Consider the following 16272-nt stretch of genomic DNA (forward strand, 5'->3'; position numbering starts at 1 on the left):
CTATCCGTACGCTTCGCTGTCAGTGTTTCGTCCGCTGCAGATTGCCGGCGCTAGGGTGCGTCGTCATAATGTAGCCCCTTTTATCAGCCCCTACATGTGGAAGGAACTGCCCCGTGACCCAGAAGCCCGACCAGTGCCTTGGTGAATGGATTGATCGAGAAGCGCTCGCTGAAGCGATGATCCCGTTAATTGGTCAGCTGTATCGCAACAACAACGTGGTGACATCGATTTACGGCCGTGGGCTGATCAATCGTTCGGTCATTGACATCCTCAAGGCGCACCGTTTCGCGCGTCATCGTCTGGCTGACGAAGCCGAACTCTCGGTACACGAGACATTCCAGATCCTCAAGACCATGAGCGACATGAACCTGGGGGCCGCCTCGGTCGACCTGGGCAAGGTTGTCGCCAAGTTCAAGGCCGAGGGCAACGGTCGCAACCTCGAGCAGTTCGTTCGCGAAGAGCTCGCCGAGGTGGCCGACAAACGTGCCGGCGGTGCGCAGAAAGGCACCGATGTGGTGCTTTATGGTTTCGGTCGTATCGGGCGCCTGCTGGCCCGCATCCTGATCGAGAAGACCGGCGGCGGCGAGGGGCTGCGCCTGCGTGCGATCGTCGTTCGCAAGGGGGCGGAGAACGATCTGGTCAAGCGCGCCAGCCTGCTGCGCCGCGACTCGGTGCACGGTCCGTTCAACGGCACCATCACCATCGATGCCGAGAACAACACGCTCACCGCCAACGGCAACCTGATCCAGGTGATCTACTCCAACGACCCGTCGTCGGTGGATTACACCCAGTACGGCATCCAGAACGCGCTGCTGGTGGACAACACCGGCAAGTGGCGTGACGCCGAAGGCCTGAGCCAGCACCTCAAGTGCCCGGGCGTCGACCGCGTGGTGCTCACCGCTCCGGGCAAGGGCGCGCTGAAAAACATCGTGCACGGCATCAACCACGGCGAGATCACCGCGGACGACAAGATCGTCTCGGCGGCTTCCTGCACCACCAACGCCATCGTGCCGGTGCTCAAGGCGGTCAACGACCAGTACGGTATCGTCCATGGCCACGTCGAGACCGTTCACTCGTACACCAACGACCAGAACCTGATCGACAACTTCCACAAGGGCGATCGCCGCGGTCGCAGCGCGCCGCTGAACATGGTGATCACCGAGACTGGTGCGGCCACCGCTGCCGCCAAGGCGCTGCCGGTGCTCAAGGGCAAGCTGACCGGTAACGCGATCCGCGTGCCGACGCCCAACGTGTCGATGGCGATCCTCAACCTGTCCCTGGAAAAGCCGACCAGCCGCGAAGAGATCAACGAGTACCTGCGCCAGATGGCCATGCACTCGGATCTTCAGAAGCAGATCGACTTCGTCAGCTCGCAGGAAGTTGTTTCTACCGATTTCGTCGGTTCGCGTTACGCCGGCGTGGTCGACGCCGAAGCCACCATCTGCAACGACAACCGCGTGGTGCTCTATGTCTGGTACGACAACGAGTTCGGTTACAGCTGCCAGGTGGTCCGCGTGATGGAAGAAATGGCCGGAGTCAATCCTCCCGCCTTCCCGCGCTAGGTTCGTCTGCATGCGAGACGGGAGCTTCGGCTCCCGTTTTTCGTTTCTGCGGGGGTGCCAAAGAGTGCCGCCACGGACCCTGTTCGATGATTGCACCCCTCTGCGGCGCCGATCGCTTTGCTGTCGACGGGCATTTGTCGAATAGAAAAAATGGATCGCCTTGGGTGGTCAGTTCCGGTGCATGACCTCTATAATCGGGCGGATTTTTTACCTGGGCCCGCCGCAGAAACCGCGTCATTACTGCAATGACGGGAATAGCGCAATTCGACCTTGCGCCAGAGCCGGCTCTGAAAGTTTTCCAAATCAGTGGTTAGGCAAACCGATGATCAAAATAAAACGTGGGCTTGATTTGCCCATAGCGGGAGCGCCGACGCAGCGCATCGAGGCCGCAAGGCCTGTGCGCAGCGTCGCCGTGATTGGCTTCGACTATCCGGGGATGAAACCGACCATGGCCGTTCAGGTCGGGGATCGGGTCAAGTTGGGGCAAGTGCTCTTTTCCGACAAGAAGACCGAGGGCGTACACTTCACCGCTCCCGGGGCGGGTGTCGTCAGCGCCATCCACCGGGGCGAGAAGCGCGTTCTGCAATCGGTGGTGATCGACCTCGACGGGGACGAAGAGCTTACCTTCGCCCAGTACGAAGCGTCCGCCCTGGATGGCCTGACGGCCGAGCAGGTACGTGAGAATCTCCAGCAGTCGGGTCTATGGACCGCGCTGCGGACGCGTCCGTTCAGCAAGGTGCCGGCGATCGATGCCACGCCGAACTCGATATTTGTCACCGCCATCGACACCCATCCGCTGGCGGCGGATCCGGCGGTCATCATCGGTGAGCAGGCGCAGGCTTTCGAAGCGGGGCTGAGCGTTCTCGGAAAGCTCGCTCGCGTATTCCTGTGCAAGGCGGAAAACGCCTCGCTGCCCGGCGAGACGCTGGCGAACGTCAAGACCGAATCCTTCTCCGGCCCGCATCCAGCGGGACTGGCGGGCACGCACATCCACTTCCTCGACCCGGTCAGTGCGTCCAAGAGCGTCTGGCATATCGGCTATCAGGACGTGATCGCGATCGGCAAGCTGTTCACCACCGGTCGTCTGTCGGTCGAGCGCGTCGTGGCGCTGGGCGGTCCCGTCGTAGACCAGCCCCGTCTGCTGCGTACCCGCCTGGGTGCCAATCTCGAAGAGCTGACCGCCGGCGAATTGCAGGCAGGCGTCAATCGCGTGGTTTCCGGCTCCGTGCTCGGCGGGCGCACCGCCCGTGGCGCATTCGCCTTCCTTGGCCGCTACCACCAGCAGGTTTCCTGCCTGCGTGAGGGTAAGGAGCGCGAAATGCTCCATTACATGCGTCCAGGCGTGGAGAAGCATTCGATCCTCAACATCTATATCTCCAAGCTGATGGCAGGCAAGAAGTTCGCCTTCTCCACCTCGACCAACGGCAGCCCTCGCGCCATGGTGCCGGTCGGCAACTACGAAGAAGTGATGCCGCTCGACATTCTGCCGACGCAATTGCTGCGGTACCTGATCGTCGGCGACACCGAGCTGGCTCAGAAGCTCGGCTGCCTCGAACTCGATGAAGAGGATCTGGCGCTGTGCACCTATGTCTGTGCCGGTAAATACGAATACGGCCCGATCCTGCGGGACAACCTGACCCGTATCGAGAAGGAGGGTTAAGTCATGGGCATTCGCGCATTCCTCGACAAGATCGAGCACCACTTCGAAAAGGGTGGCAAGCACGAAAAGTGGTACGCCCTCTACGAGGCGCTGGACACCTTCCTCTATCGCCCCGGCAGCGTGACCAAGACCACGGCGCACGTGCGTGACGGCATCGACCTCAAGCGGATGATGATCACCGTCTGGCTGTGCACCTTCCCGGCGATGTTCTTCGGCATGTGGAACACCGGCTACCAGGCCAACCTGATCTATGCCGCCAACGGCGAGCTGCTGCAGGCCCAGGAAGGCTGGCGCTTCGCGCTGATCGGAGCGCTGGCCGGCTTCGATCCGAACAGCGCCTGGGACAACTTCATCCAGGGCGCTGCCTACTTCCTGCCTGTCTACGCGGTGACCTTCATCGTCGGTGGGTTCTGGGAAGTGCTGTTCGCCACCATACGCAAGCATGAAGTCAACGAAGGGTTCTTCGTCACCTCCGTGCTGTTCGCCCTGATCCTGCCGCCGACCATTCCGCTCTGGCAGGTCGCGCTGGGCATCAGCTTCGGCGTGGTGATCGGCAAGGAACTGTTCGGCGGCACCGGCAAGAACTTCCTCAACCCGGCGCTGACCGGTCGTGCGTTCCTGTTCTTCGCCTATCCGGCGCAGATGTCCGGCGACGAAGTCTGGACGGCGGTCGACGGTTTCTCCGGCGCCACCGCGCTCAGCCTCACGGCGGCGGGCGGCATCGAGAACGTGATCGGTAACGGCATCAGCTGGATGGACGCGTTCATCGGCACCATCCACGGTTCGATCGGCGAGACCAGCACGCTGGCCATCCTGATCGGTGGCGCCGTACTGCTGTCGACCAAGATCGCCTCCTGGCGCATCGTCTCGGGCGTCATGCTGGGCATGATCGCGTTGAGCTCGCTGTTCAACCTGATCGGCTCGGAGACCAATCCGCTGTTCGGCATGCCCTGGTACTGGCACCTGGTCGTGGGCGGTTTCGCCTTCGGTCTGATCTTCATGGCCACCGATCCGGTTTCGGCCTCGATGACCAATACCGGCAAATGGATCTTCGGCGCCCTCATCGGGGTGATGGTGGTGCTGATCCGCGTCGTGAACCCGGCTTTCCCGGAAGGCATGATGCTGGCGATCCTGTTTGCCAACCTGTTTGCACCGCTGATTGACCACTTCGTCATTCAGGCCAACATCAAGCGGAGGCTGGCACGTAATGTCTAGTCAGAAAGAATCCACCGCCCGCACGCTGACGGTAGCGCTGCTGGTCTGCCTGGTCTGCTCGGTCTTCGTGGCTGGCGCGGCCGTGGCACTCAAACCCACGCAAGTGGAAAACCGCCTGCTCGACAAACAGCGCAGCATTCTGGCGATCGCCGGCCTGAGCAAGCCCGGCATGTCGGCGAACCAGATCAAGGAGCTGTACCAGAGCACCATCACTGCCCGTGTGGTCGAACTCGAGAGCGGCACGTTCAGCGATGCGCAGGATCCGGAAACCTTCGATCCGCTGCGTGCCGCACGTGACCCGTCGCTGTCCAGCCCGGTTCCGGCTGAGCAGGACATCGCCTCGATCAAGCGCCTGGAGCGCTACTCCACGGTTTACCTGATCGAGAACGACGGCGAGCTCGACACCGTCATCCTGCCGGTACGCGGCTACGGACTGTGGTCGACGCTCTATGGCTTCATCGCGCTCAAGGGCGACCTCAACACCGTCGTCGGCATGGGCTTCTACCAGCACGGCGAAACGCCCGGCCTGGGTGGTGAAGTCGACAACCCGCGCTGGACGGGCCAGTGGCCCGGCAAGACCATTTTCGACCAGAACGGCGACCTGGCCGTGCAGGTCGTCAAGGGTGGAGTCGACCCGCGCAGCCCGAACGCCGAACATCAGGTCGACGGCCTGGCCGGTGCGACGCTGACCAGCAACGGGGTCAACCATTTGCTGCATTTCTGGCTGGGGCAGGATGGCTTCGGTCCCTTCATTCGAAACCTGCGCGCAGGGGAGGCTTGATCCATGTCGCTTCCAACCTATCGTGAAGTCCTGTTCAACCCGGTCTTCAACAACAACCCCATCGGCCTGCAGATCCTCGGGATCTGCTCCGCGCTGGCGGTTACCTCCAACCTCAAGACCGCGCTGGTGATGTCGGTCTGTCTGACCATGGTGACGGGCTTCTCCAACCTGTTCGTCTCGATGATCCGTCGGCAGATCCCGAGCTCGATCCGCATGATCGTGCAGATGGTCATCATCGCCTCGCTGGTGATCCTGGTGGACCAGATACTCAAAGCCTTCGCCTATAGCCTGTCCAAACAGCTGTCGGTGTTCGTCGGCCTGATCATCACCAACTGTATCGTGATGGGGCGTGCCGAAGCGTTCGCCATGCAGAACCCACCGCTGCTGTCGTTCGTCGACGGCATCGGCAACGGCCTGGGCTACAGCGCCATGCTCATCGCGCTGGGGATCATTCGGGAGCTGTTCGGCTCGGGCAAGCTGGCGGGCTACACCATCCTGCCGGTGGTCAACGACGGCGGCTGGTACCTGCCCAACGGCATGCTGCTGCTGCCGCCTTCGGCGTTCTTCCTGATCGGTCTGTTCATCTGGGCTATTCGTAGCTGGAAGACCTCGCAGGTCGAACAGCCGGCGTTCAAGATGGCACCCCAGGTTTCGAACAAGGAGGCCTACTGATGGAGCATTACATCAGCCTGTTCGTCCGTGCGGTGTTCGTCGAGAACATGGCGCTGGCGTTCTTCCTCGGCATGTGTACGTTCATCGCGATTTCCAAGAAGGTGGAAACCGCCATCGGTCTCGGCATCGCGGTGGTTCTGGTGCTCGGCATCACCATGCCGGTCAACAACCTGATCTTCAGCTACTTCCTGAAGGAAGGCGCGCTGGCCTGGGCCGGTCTGCCTGATGCGGACCTGAGCTTCCTCGGCCTGCTGACCTTCATCGGCGTGATCGCGGCGATCGTGCAGATCCTCGAGATGACGCTGGATAAGTACGTGCCGTCGCTCTACAACGCCCTTGGGGTGTTCCTGCCGCTGATCACGGTGAACTGCGCCATCCTCGGTGGTTCGCTGTTCATGGTCGAGCGGGACTACAACCTGGCTGAGAGCGCCGTCTATGGCGTCGGTGCCGGTGTGTCCTGGGCGCTGGCGATCGCCGCGCTGGCCGGTATTCGCGAGAAGCTCAAATACAGCGACGTTCCGGCCGGCCTGCAGGGGCTGGGGATCACCTTCATCACCATCGGGCTGATGTCGCTGGGCTTCATGTCTTTCTCTGGCGTACAGCTGTAAGGACGGATGAACAGATGAGTTACGAAATCTTCCTCGCCATCGGCATGTTCACCGTGATCGTGCTGTTACTGGTGGCGATCATTCTCGCCGCCCGCGCCAAGCTGGTTAACAGCGGCGACGTGAACATCGAGATCAACGGCGAGAAAACCATCACCGTACCGGCTGGCGGCAAGTTGCTGCAGACCCTGGCGGCCAACAACATCTTCCTCTCGTCCGCCTGTGGCGGCGGCGGTACCTGCGCCCAGTGCAAGTGCATCGTCGAGAGCGGTGGCGGCGAGATGCTGCCCACCGAGGAATCGCACTTCACCCGTCGCGAAGCCGGCGAAGGCTGGCGCCTGTCGTGCCAGACGCCGGTCAAGGCGGACATGAAGATCGAGGTGCCCGAAGAGGTTTTCGGCGTCAAGAAGTGGGAGTGCACCGTCGAGTCCAACCCCAACGTCGCCACCTTCATCAAGGAACTCACGCTCAGGCTGCCCGAGGGCGAGAACGTCAACTTCCGCGCCGGCGGTTACGTGCAGCTCGAATGTCCGCCTCACGAGGTTCGCTACAAGGACTTCGACATTCAGGAAGAGTATCGCGGCGACTGGGACAAGTTCGATCAGTGGAAGTATGTGTCCAAGGTCGATGAAACCGTCGTTCGGGCCTACTCCATGGCCAACTACCCCGAAGAAGTCGGCATCGTGAAGTTCAACATCCGTATCGCATCGCCGCCGCCGGGCAAGGATCACCTGCCACCGGGCAAGATGTCGTCCTGGGTGTTCAGCCTCAAGCCGGGCGACAAGGTGACGGTGTACGGACCGTTCGGTGAGTTCTTCGCCAAGGATACGGATGCCGAGATGGTCTTCATCGGCGGTGGTGCCGGGATGGCTCCGATGCGCTCGCATATCTTCGACCAGCTCAAGCGCCTGAAGTCCAAGCGCAAGATGAGCTTCTGGTATGGCGCTCGTTCCATGCGTGAAGCTTTCTACGTCGAGGAGTACGACCAGCTGCAGGCGGAGAACGAGAACTTCGAGTGGCACCTGGCGTTGTCCGACCCGCTGCCGGAAGACAACTGGCAGGGCCCCACGGGCTTCATCCATAACGTGCTGTACGAGAACTACCTCAAGGACCATCCGGCGCCCGAGGACTGCGAGTTCTACATGTGCGGCCCGCCAATGATGAACGCTTCGGTGATCAAGATGCTGACCGACCTGGGTGTAGAGCCGGAGAATATCCTGCTCGACGACTTCGGCGGCTAGCATGTCGGTTGCGCTAATCCGGCCCGTCATCGCTGTCGCCCTGGCGACAGCCCTGACGGGCTGTTTATTTCAGGACCGGATCGAAAGCTTTGCCGGGCCGGCCCAGGGCAGCACCTACAGCGTCAAGTACGTGAAGTCCCGGGGCGTGCCCGACAAGGTGGAATTGCAAAGGGAGACCGATGCGATTCTCGAGCAGATCGACCGGGAGCTGTCGACCTACCGAAGCGATTCCGCTATCGAGCGGTTCAACGAGATGGCGGCGAACAGCTGCCAGTCGATGCCCGCCTCGATATTCGAACTGCTCGAGGTCAGTCGGCAGTTGTCCGCGCAGAGCGACGGGGCGTTCGACCCCACCCTGGAACCGCTGCTGAACCTCTGGGGATTCGGTCCGAGGGCCAAGGGGGAGGGGGTGCCGAGTGACGAGGCCATCGCCGAAGCCCGCGCGTTGACCGGCCTGGATCATTTTCGCCGCGATGGCGAACAGCTCTGCAAGGATGCGCCGGCGCAACTGGAATTCAACGGCATCGCGGCCGGATACTCCGTTGATCGCGTCTCCGAACGCCTGAAGTCGCTGGGTGTGACCAGCTATCTCGTCGAGATCACTGGCGAGCTCAAGGCCGAGGGTCGCAAGCCGGATGGATCGGCGTGGCGTATCGGCGTCGAGGAGCCGCGCGACGACCAGCGCGTAGCCCAGCGGGTGATCGAGCTGGACGGTTACGGGATCTCCACATCCGGGGACTACCGCAACTATTTCGAGCGCGACGGGCAACGGTATTCCCATACGCTCGATCCTCGTACCGGCGCTCCGATAGCCCACACGCTCGCCGCGGTAACCGTTGCCGACCGTTCGACCCTTCTGGCTGATGGGTTGTCTACCCTGCTCATGGTTCTGGGGCCGGAGCGTGGTTTCGACTTCGCTGCCGAACATTCCATCCCTTCGTTCTTCGTGATTCGCGAAGGAGGAGGGTTCGTAACCAAAAGCACCGAGGCTTTCGACGAGTTGTTCGGTGCGGGAGGTAATCAATGACCTGGCTTCTGGTTTTTTCCGTCATGCTGCTCGTCGTGTTCGGCATGGCCATCGGTGTGATCATGGGGCGCAAGCCCATCGCCGGTTCCTGCGGCGGCATCGCCAACCTCGGTATCGAGAAAGAGTGTTCGATCTGTGGCGGCAATCGCGAAAAATGCGAGGAAGTGAACGCCGAAGGAAAGGACAATCCCAACGCGGCGTTGGCCTACGACGCCACCAAACGATAGAAAATGACAGGGCGGTGCTGCACCGCCCTGTTTTTTTGGACCGGCCGGTCAGGCATAGTGCGGCCGTTCCGGAGGCCTTGCCTCAACCCCGTTTCATCTACGGATTGGTCGACGGCGCTGGCGCACGCGTGCCGGCGCGTTATCAGGAGTAAATAATGGCTGTCTATAACTACGATGTGGTCGTTCTGGGCTCGGGTCCGGCGGGAGAAGGGGCGGCCATGAACGCCTCGAAGGCCGGACGCAAGGTGGCGGTGGTCGACAGTCGACCGCTGGTGGGGGGCAACTCCACCCACCTGGGAACCATCCCCTCCAAAGCCCTGCGCCATTCGGTTAGGCAGATCATGCAATACAACACCAACCCACTGTTTCGCCAGATTGGCGAGCCGCGTTGGTTCTCCTTTCCTGACGTGCTGAAGAGCGCGGAGAAGGTGATCTCCAAGCAGGTCACTTCGCGCACCGGCTATTACGCTCGCAACCGTATCGACCTGTTCTTCGGCACCGCCAGCTTCGCCGACGAGACCTCCGTCGAGGTGGTCTGCAACAACGGCGTGGTGGAGCGACTCGTCGCCCCGCAGATCATCATCGCTACCGGTTCGCGGCCCTACCGCCCCGCAGATATCGATTTCAGCCACCCGCGCGTCTACGACAGCGACACCATCCTGACGCTGAGCCACACCCCGCGCCGTCTGATCATTTACGGCGCCGGCGTGATCGGCAGTGAGTACGCCTCGATCTTCAGTGGCCTCGGCGTGCTGGTCGATCTGATCGACAACCGCGACCAGTTGCTCAGCTTCCTCGATGCCGAGATTTCCGACGCCCTGAGCTACCACCTGCGCAACAACAACGTGCTGATTCGCCACAACGAGGAGTACGAGCGCATCGAGGGTCTGGACAATGGTGTGGTCCTGCACCTGAAGTCAGGCAAGAAGATCAAGGCCGACGCGCTGCTCTGGTGCAACGGGCGCACCGGCAACACCGACAAGCTGGGGCTGGAGAACATCGGGGTCAAGGTCAACAGCCGTGGCCAGATCCAGGTCGACGAGCACTACCGGACCGAGGTCAGCAACATCTATGCGGCCGGTGATGTGATCGGCTGGCCGGCGCTGGCCAGCGCCGCTTACGACCAGGGGCGCTCGGCTGCCGGCAGCATCGTGCAGAACGACAGCTGGCGATTCGTCGACGACGTACCGACAGGCATCTACACCATTCCCGAGATCAGCTCCATCGGCAAGAACGAGCGCGAGCTGACCCAGGCCAAGGTCCCGTACGAAGTCGGCAAGGCCTTTTTCAAGGGCATGGCACGTGCGCAGATTTCCGGCGAGCCGGTCGGCATGCTGAAGATCCTGTTTCACCGCGAGACGTTGCAGGTCCTGGGCGTGCACTGCTTCGGCTACCAGGCGTCGGAGATCGTCCATATCGGACAGGCGATCATGAACCAGCCCGGCGAAGCCAACACGGTGAAGTACTTCGTCAACACCACCTTCAACTACCCGACCATGGCCGAAGCCTATCGGGTCGCGGCGTTCGACGGCCTGAACCGGCTTTTTTGAGCGGCTCCGCCCGGTGGCCTGAGCCGGGCGGGGATCCCTTCGAGCATTCCCGCGATTGGCAGTGGCCGAACCGGGAAAGCTTCTGATCAGGACCAGGCGCGTGGACAAGCGTCCGCGCGCCCTGACCGTGGGTTCTATCCAAGCGTTGCGCGGGCGAGTCCGGGAAAGTCCGTGATCAGGCTGTCGACGCCCTGATCGGCCAGCCGGCGCATCAGCGCCGGGTCGTTGACCGTCCAGACCGAGACGTGAAGGCCTTGCTGCTGCGCCTTGGCGACACGTTCGGGACTGCACAGGGTCCATTTCAGCGCCAGCAGCTCGCACCCATACTGTTTGGCGACCTTCAGCGGGTCGAGCCAGGTGTATTCGGCCACCAGGCCGCGCGAGAACTCCGGTGCGACACGCAGCAGGGCCTTGAGCACCTCGCGCGAGCTCGAGGTGACGGTGATCCTGTCCTGCAGGCCATGGCGCTCCGCCAGCGCCTTGATCGCCAGCACGGTACGCTCGGCCCGTGCGCGCGATGCGCTCTTGACCTCGAGCTGCCAATGCTCGAAGGCGCATTTCTCGAACAGTTCTTCAAGCTTCGGGATCGGGCAGGGCTGTTTCCAGACCGGCCCCGAATGGCGGGCGTCGTAGCCGACGAGCTCGTCCGCAGTGTGCTCCACCACCTTGCCACGGCGCCCAGTGGTGCGCTTGAGGGTCGGGTCGTGAATCACCATCAGCTCGCCATCGCGTGAGAGGTGCAGGTCCAGCTCGCAGCGGCGCACGCCGTGCTCCAGGCATTTCTGGAAGCTGGCCAGCGTATTCTCGGGGGCTTCGCCCTTGGCGCCGCGATGGCCGTAGATGAGGGTCACGGTACTTGTCCCGCCTGAGACTGGCTTTGGGGTTTGTGATGGATCACGCTGTTGATGACCCGGTCGTTCTCGAAGTAGACCGTGAACTCGCGGTAATCCCAGCGCGTGATCGGCGGCTTGCCGACGCTGGGGTATTCCTTGTCGGCCAGGCCGAAGCGTTCGAGCACGCGCCCCTTGGATTCGCCACGGTGCGGCACGGACAGGCTGGAGGCGCCTTGTTCGCCGACCGGGATGTAAAGGGTGTCGGCGACGGCGACGGACGAAAACAGCAGGACTAGCGATAACGATAGCGGGCGGAGCATCTCAAATCCTTTCAGGAAGTTCGCGGGCCAGGCGTCTCTGTTGCGCCTGTTTCTTCAGGATATGCCGTGCCAGCAGTTGCCGCTGTGCATCAGTCAACGCTTCGAATTCGGTACCGATCTCATATTGCCCGTCCTCACGCGCCTGGCAGTAGAGGACCCGGGCCTGCAGTGCGAGGCCCATGGCTTGGGGCATCAGGACCATCTTGAGCAGCAGTCGCCCGCCTTCCGGGATCGGTTGGGCGTGGCCGAACCTGAGGCCGCCCTCGGACAGCTCCACGCTTCTGGTCTCGCCGAGGTCCTTCAGCAGGTCCTGCGCCAGCGCCTGGCCGATCAGGTCGATGCGCCTGTTCTGTACCTTCAGGTAGTTCACCAGGGGGCGATTGGTTTCGCCGATCTGGCGTAGCAGGTGCTGGGCTTCGAAGTCGAGCCGGTGCAGTTCGCTGAGCAGATTGAACAGCGGCGGGGCGTCGCCGGCCGGGTCGTCTTCAGCTGCCTGCTCCCGGGGCAGGGGGACGATTTCCAGTGCGACCCTATCCTCTATGCGGTAGTATTCGCGGCGTTCTTCATTGTCTCGTGTCGACATGGCGATACCATGGCCAGCAGTGGTGGCCTGAGTGTATCAGCCACCGGTCGCGTCAGTCAGAAGCACGTATTTCTTCCGCCAGCGAACCCGTCCTTTATGTTCAGACCGCTGTCCGTTTACATCGGGGCGCGCTATACACGCGCCAAGCGCCGCAGCCTCTTCGTTTCCTTCATCTCCTTCACCTCCATGGTCGGGCTGGCGCTCGGCGTGCTGGTGATGATCCTCGTGCTCTCGGTCATGAACGGTTTCGACCACGAGATGCGTACCCGCGTGCTGGGTATGGTGCCCCATGCGACGCTCGAGAGCGCGCAGCCGATCGACGACTGGCGAACGCTCGCCGATCGCCTCCAGGATCAACCCCAGGTCCTCGGCATCGCGCCCTTCATCCAGATGCAAGGGTTGCTGACCAACGAAGGCAACGTTCAGAAAGTACTGATCAACGCCATCGATCCCGCCCTCGAGCGCAACGTGTCGATCATCGACCGTTTCTTCCAGCAGGGGACGCTCGATTCGCTGCAGCCCGGCGAGTTCGCCATCGTCATCGGCGACCGGGCCGCGCAGAAGCTGGGCGTGGGCGTCGGCGACAAGATCACCTTCGTCGCCCCCGAAGTGACGGTCACGCCGGCCGGCATGTTTCCCCGGATGAAGCGCTTCACCGTCAGCGGCATTTTCCATGTGGGGGCGGGCGAGATCGATGGCTTCGTGGCGATGGCCAACATCACCGATCTGGCGCGCCTGCAACGCTGGAAGCCGGACCAGGTGCAGGGGCTGCGGCTGCGTTTCGAGGACCTGTTCCAGGCGCCACGGATCGCCTGGGAGCTGGCGGGGCAGGCCGGGCAGGACTTCTACTCGCGCGACTGGACCCGGACCCATGGCAACCTGTACCAGGCGATCCGCATGGAAAAGGCCATGATCGGCCTGCTCCTGCTGCTGATCGTCGCGGTGGCGGCGTTCAATATCATTTCCATGCTGGTGATGGTGGTGACCGACAAGCGCGGTGACATCGCCATTCTGCGTACCCTTGGTGCGACGCCCCGTCAGATCATGGGCATCTTCATCGTCCAGGGGACCGTGATCGGCGTGGTCGGCACCCTGATCGGCGCCGTGCTGGGCATGCTCGCAGCGCTCAATATCAGCAGCTGGATCTCGGCCCTGGAGCGTGTGCTCGGGCACAAGTTTCTCAGCGCCGATGTGTATTTCATCGACTATCTGCCTTCGCGGCTGATGGCCGAGGACGTGGTGCTGGTCTGCGGTGCCGCGCTCGTCCTGAGTTTCCTCGCGACCCTTTACCCCGCCTGGCGCGCCGCACGCACCCAGCCGGCGGAGGCGCTACGTTATGAGTGAGCAGGTTATGCATGAAAAAGCCGTCCTGAGTTGCCGCAACCTGGGCAAGCGCTACGAACAGGGGCCCGAATCCGTCGACGTGCTTTCGGGGCTAGAACTCGAGCTGTTCCCCGGCCAGCGAGTGGCCATCGTCGGCAGCTCCGGCTCGGGGAAAAGCACGCTGCTGAATCTGCTGGGCGGCCTCGATACCCCGAGCGAGGGCAGCGTCTGGCTCGCCGGCGAAGAGCTCTCCGCCCTGAGCGAGAAAGGCCGCGGGCTGCTGCGCAACCGTGCGCTCGGTTTCGTTTATCAGTTCCATCACCTGTTGCCCGAGTTCACCGCGCTGGAAAACGTGTGCATGCCGCTGCTGATCGGCAAGACCGGCATCCCCGAGGCACGCCGCCGCGCCACCGAGCTGCTGGAGCGGGTAGGGCTCGGCCATCGGCTGGCGCACAAGCCCGCCGAGCTTTCGGGTGGCGAGCGCCAGCGCGTCGCCATCGCCCGGGCGCTGGTGAACCAGCCGGCCCTGGTGTTGCTCGACGAGCCCACCGGTAACCTGGATCACCATACCGCTCAGGGCATCCAGGATCTGATGCTCGAACTCAGCGCGTCGCTGCGCACTGCGTTTCTGGTCGTGACCCACGACCAGCAGCTGGCGGCGCAAATGGACCAAGTGCTGCGCCTGGAAGACGGTCGCCTGGTGGCCGCCTGATGTTCCGGCCCCTGAGTCTTTTCATCGGCAGCCGCTACACGCGGGCCAAGCGCCGAAACCATTACATCTCATTCATTTCGCTCACCTCGATGATCGGTCTGGTCCTGGGCGTGCTGGCGATGATCGTGGTGCTCTCGGTGATGAATGGCTTCCAGCGTGAAATGAGTTCGCGCATCCTCGGCATGGTGCCGCACGCGACCATCGCCGGAGCCGGTCCGCTGGACGACTGGCAGACGCTGGCCAGCCGGGCGCAGGCGCACCCGGAAGTGCTCGCCACGGCGCCGCTTACCCAGCTCGAGGGGATGCTGTCCTACAAGGGGCACATGCAGCCCATCCAGGTCAGTGGCGTCGAGCCTTCGGCCGAGGCCGGGATTTCCATCGCCGCGTCGCGGATGGTCGCCGGCAATCTGGAGAACCTGAAGGCCGGCGAGTTCGGCGTGGTCATCGGGCTGGCGACGGCGCGTCGTTTCGGCCTCTCCCTCGGCGACAAGTTGACCCTGATCGTGCCCGAAGTGAGCTCCGCGCCAGGTGGTATCACGCCCCGGATGCAGCGGCTGAACGTGGTCGGCGTGTTCAGGGTGGGGGCCGACCTGGACGGCACGATGGCGATGATCCACCGCGCCGATGCCGCGCGCATTCTGCGCTGGGAGCCGGAACAGGTGCAGTCGGTGCGGGTGAAGCTCGCCGAGCTGTTCCACGCCCCCCAGGTCTCGACCCAGATCGCTGCCGAACTTGGTGGTGAGTATCGCGCCGAGGACTGGACCCACAGCCAGGGCAGCCTGTTCAGCGCGATGAAAATGGAAAAGACCATGATCGGTCTGCTGCTGATGCTGATCGTTGCGGTGGCGGCATTCAATATCATCGCGACGCTGATCATGGTGGTGTCCGACAAGCGCGCCGACATCGCCATCCTGCGCACGCTGGGGGCGACGCCGCGTCAGATCATGGCGATCTTCATGGTTCAGGGAAGCATCATCGGCTTTACCGGCACCTTTGCCGGCACGCTGCTGGGGGTGCTGGCCGCGCTCAACGTCAGTGAGCTGGTCGCCTGGCTGGAGCGCCTGACCGGGCAGCACGTCTTCAGTTCGGAGGTGTACGTCATCAGCACGCTGCCCTCCGAGTTGCAGATCGCCGATGTCGCCCTGGTCGCCATTGCCGCGCTGACCATGAGCTTTCTGGCGACGATCTATCCTGCCTGGCGAGCGGCGCAGACGCAGCCGGCCGAAGCGCTGCGCTACGAGTAGCGGATCTGTGGTCGACGGCGGCCGTAGCCTTACTGGCCTCGGGCCTGCCGTGCGGCGCGGCGCTTGCGCCAGTTGTTGCCGACCCACCAGCGCCAGTAGGCCTGGGTGAGCACGTAGCCGAGAATTCCCAGCGTCAGACCCAGCACCAGGGAGCCGAGATAGAGCGGCTGCCAATGCGTCTCCAGCAATCTGCGGATCCAGGCCAGGCTCAGCTCGGCGGGCATGTCGAACGCGGGGGTCCCCATCAGCCAGGTGCCGACCTTGTAGTTGCAGTAGAAGACGGCCGGCATCGTCAGCGGGTTGGTCAGCCAGACGAGCCCGACGGCCATCGGCAGGTTGGCCCGGGCGGGCACTGCCGACGCGGCGGCGGTCAGCATCTGCATGGGAATCGGGATCATCGCCCAGAACAGGCCGATGGCCATCGCCCTCGAAACCGAGTGACGGTTCAGGTGCCAGAGGTTCGGATCGTGGATCAGCGTGCCCAGAAATCGCAGGGACTTGTTTCCCTTGATGCGATCCGGGTGGGGCAGATAGCGTTTGAATAAGCGACGCGGCATGAGATTCTCTGGCAGCCTGAAGCCTGCTGATTATGCATTGAAATGGGCAGCGACGTAGTTCGCCTTTGTGACAATACGTCTATGCGAAACGGTGGATGCAGGCGGGTTAGACCATCTAGGTCCGGCACGGGACGAAGAGCGCAGGAAGCGCGACGCGCCG

The 16272-nt window shown here is 62.7% G+C and carries 17 protein-coding genes; 13 read left to right on the forward strand and 4 right to left on the reverse strand.

The window, feature by feature from the left end; translation table 11 throughout:
* Positions 1–113 precede the first annotated feature (113 nt).
* The 10 genes from DN824_RS04935 to sthA all read left to right on the forward strand — a co-directional run bounded on the left by DN824_RS04935 (position 114) and on the right by sthA (position 10540).
* Positions 114–1562 (forward strand): glyceraldehyde-3-phosphate dehydrogenase, encoded by a 1449-nt coding sequence (locus tag DN824_RS04935; protein WP_138407227.1) that lies wholly within the window; start codon positions 114–116, stop codon positions 1560–1562.
* Positions 1563–1884: 322 nt separating this feature from the next.
* A complete protein-coding gene (locus DN824_RS04940) occupies positions 1885–3222 on the forward strand; it encodes a Na(+)-translocating NADH-quinone reductase subunit A (RefSeq protein ID WP_138407249.1) in 1338 nt (445 codons plus the stop codon).
* A 3-nt stretch (positions 3223–3225) separates the two neighbouring features.
* Positions 3226–4437, forward strand: a complete 1212-nt coding sequence (locus tag DN824_RS04945) for an NADH:ubiquinone reductase (Na(+)-transporting) subunit B (RefSeq protein ID WP_138407228.1) — start codon at positions 3226–3228, stop codon at positions 4435–4437.
* Positions 4430–5218, forward strand: coding sequence for a Na(+)-translocating NADH-quinone reductase subunit C (locus DN824_RS04950; RefSeq protein WP_138407229.1), 789 nt, complete (start codon positions 4430–4432; stop codon positions 5216–5218). The genes DN824_RS04945 and DN824_RS04950 overlap by 8 nt, the downstream gene beginning before the upstream one ends.
* Positions 5219–5221: 3 nt before the next feature.
* Complete coding sequence (locus tag DN824_RS04955) at positions 5222–5890, forward strand: NADH:ubiquinone reductase (Na(+)-transporting) subunit D (protein ID WP_138407230.1); 669 nt, start codon at positions 5222–5224, stop codon at positions 5888–5890.
* A complete protein-coding gene (nqrE, locus tag DN824_RS04960; protein ID WP_138407231.1) occupies positions 5890–6498 on the forward strand; it encodes an NADH:ubiquinone reductase (Na(+)-transporting) subunit E in 609 nt (202 codons plus the stop codon). The genes DN824_RS04955 and nqrE overlap by 1 nt, the downstream gene beginning before the upstream one ends.
* 14 nt (positions 6499–6512) lie before the next feature.
* Positions 6513–7736 carry an NADH:ubiquinone reductase (Na(+)-transporting) subunit F gene (gene nqrF / locus DN824_RS04965; protein ID WP_138407232.1) on the forward strand — a complete coding sequence of 408 codons (1224 nt, stop codon included), beginning with the start codon at positions 6513–6515 and terminating at the stop codon, positions 7734–7736.
* 1 nt (position 7737) lies between these two features.
* Entirely contained in the window at positions 7738–8763 is a 1026-nt protein-coding gene (locus DN824_RS04970; RefSeq protein WP_138407233.1) for an FAD:protein FMN transferase, read from the forward strand.
* Positions 8760–8990, forward strand: a complete 231-nt coding sequence (gene nqrM, locus DN824_RS04975; protein WP_138407234.1) for a (Na+)-NQR maturation NqrM — start codon at positions 8760–8762, stop codon at positions 8988–8990. Before DN824_RS04970 ends, nqrM begins: the two co-directional genes overlap by 4 nt.
* A gap of 155 nt (positions 8991–9145) precedes the next feature.
* Positions 9146–10540, forward strand: a complete 1395-nt coding sequence (sthA, locus tag DN824_RS04980; protein ID WP_138407235.1) for a Si-specific NAD(P)(+) transhydrogenase — start codon at positions 9146–9148, stop codon at positions 10538–10540.
* Between the two features lie 134 nt (positions 10541–10674).
* Here sthA and DN824_RS04985 read toward each other — a convergent pair whose 3' ends face one another.
* From DN824_RS04985 to DN824_RS04995, 3 genes are read right to left on the reverse strand one after another with little or no spacing between them, the layout of a single operon-like run.
* Positions 10675–11391 (reverse strand): glycerophosphodiester phosphodiesterase, encoded by a 717-nt coding sequence (locus tag DN824_RS04985; RefSeq protein ID WP_138407236.1) that lies wholly within the window; start codon positions 11389–11391, stop codon positions 10675–10677.
* Entirely contained in the window at positions 11388–11693 is a 306-nt protein-coding gene (locus DN824_RS04990; protein WP_138407237.1) for a phosphodiesterase, read from the reverse strand. The genes DN824_RS04985 and DN824_RS04990 overlap by 4 nt, the downstream gene beginning before the upstream one ends.
* A 1-nt stretch (position 11694) precedes the next feature.
* Positions 11695–12276: a PilZ domain-containing protein gene (locus DN824_RS04995; RefSeq protein ID WP_138407238.1), complete on the reverse strand. Its 582-nt coding sequence runs from the start codon at positions 12274–12276 to the stop codon at positions 11695–11697.
* Between the two features lie 96 nt (positions 12277–12372).
* On the opposite strand from DN824_RS04995, the gene DN824_RS05000 reads away from it, so the two are divergent.
* Genes DN824_RS05000 through DN824_RS05010 form a run of 3 tightly spaced genes read left to right on the forward strand, consistent with a single transcriptional unit; the run spans position 12373 to position 15555 of the window.
* On the forward strand, positions 12373–13620 hold the full coding sequence (locus tag DN824_RS05000; RefSeq protein ID WP_138407239.1) for a lipoprotein-releasing ABC transporter permease subunit: 1248 nt from the start codon (positions 12373–12375) through the stop codon (positions 13618–13620).
* Positions 13613–14311 (forward strand): lipoprotein-releasing ABC transporter ATP-binding protein LolD, encoded by a 699-nt coding sequence (gene lolD / locus DN824_RS05005; RefSeq protein ID WP_138407240.1) that lies wholly within the window; start codon positions 13613–13615, stop codon positions 14309–14311. Before DN824_RS05000 ends, lolD begins: the two co-directional genes overlap by 8 nt.
* The gene (locus tag DN824_RS05010) at positions 14311–15555 is read left to right on the forward strand and encodes a lipoprotein-releasing ABC transporter permease subunit (RefSeq protein ID WP_138407241.1); all 1245 of its coding nucleotides are present in this window, start codon (positions 14311–14313) and stop codon (positions 15553–15555) included. The genes lolD and DN824_RS05010 overlap by 1 nt, the downstream gene beginning before the upstream one ends.
* 29 nt (positions 15556–15584) lie before the next feature.
* Here the strand turns inward: DN824_RS05010 and DN824_RS05015 are convergent, their stop codons facing one another.
* Positions 15585–16112 carry a DUF2062 domain-containing protein gene (locus DN824_RS05015; RefSeq protein ID WP_138407242.1) on the reverse strand — a complete coding sequence of 176 codons (528 nt, stop codon included), beginning with the start codon at positions 16110–16112 and terminating at the stop codon, positions 15585–15587.
* Positions 16113–16272: the final 160 nt, after the last annotated feature.

The sequence above is a fragment of the Stutzerimonas nosocomialis genome, assembly GCF_005876855.1.
In the GTDB taxonomy this organism is placed as follows: Bacteria; Pseudomonadota; Gammaproteobacteria; order Pseudomonadales; family Pseudomonadaceae; genus Stutzerimonas; species Stutzerimonas nosocomialis.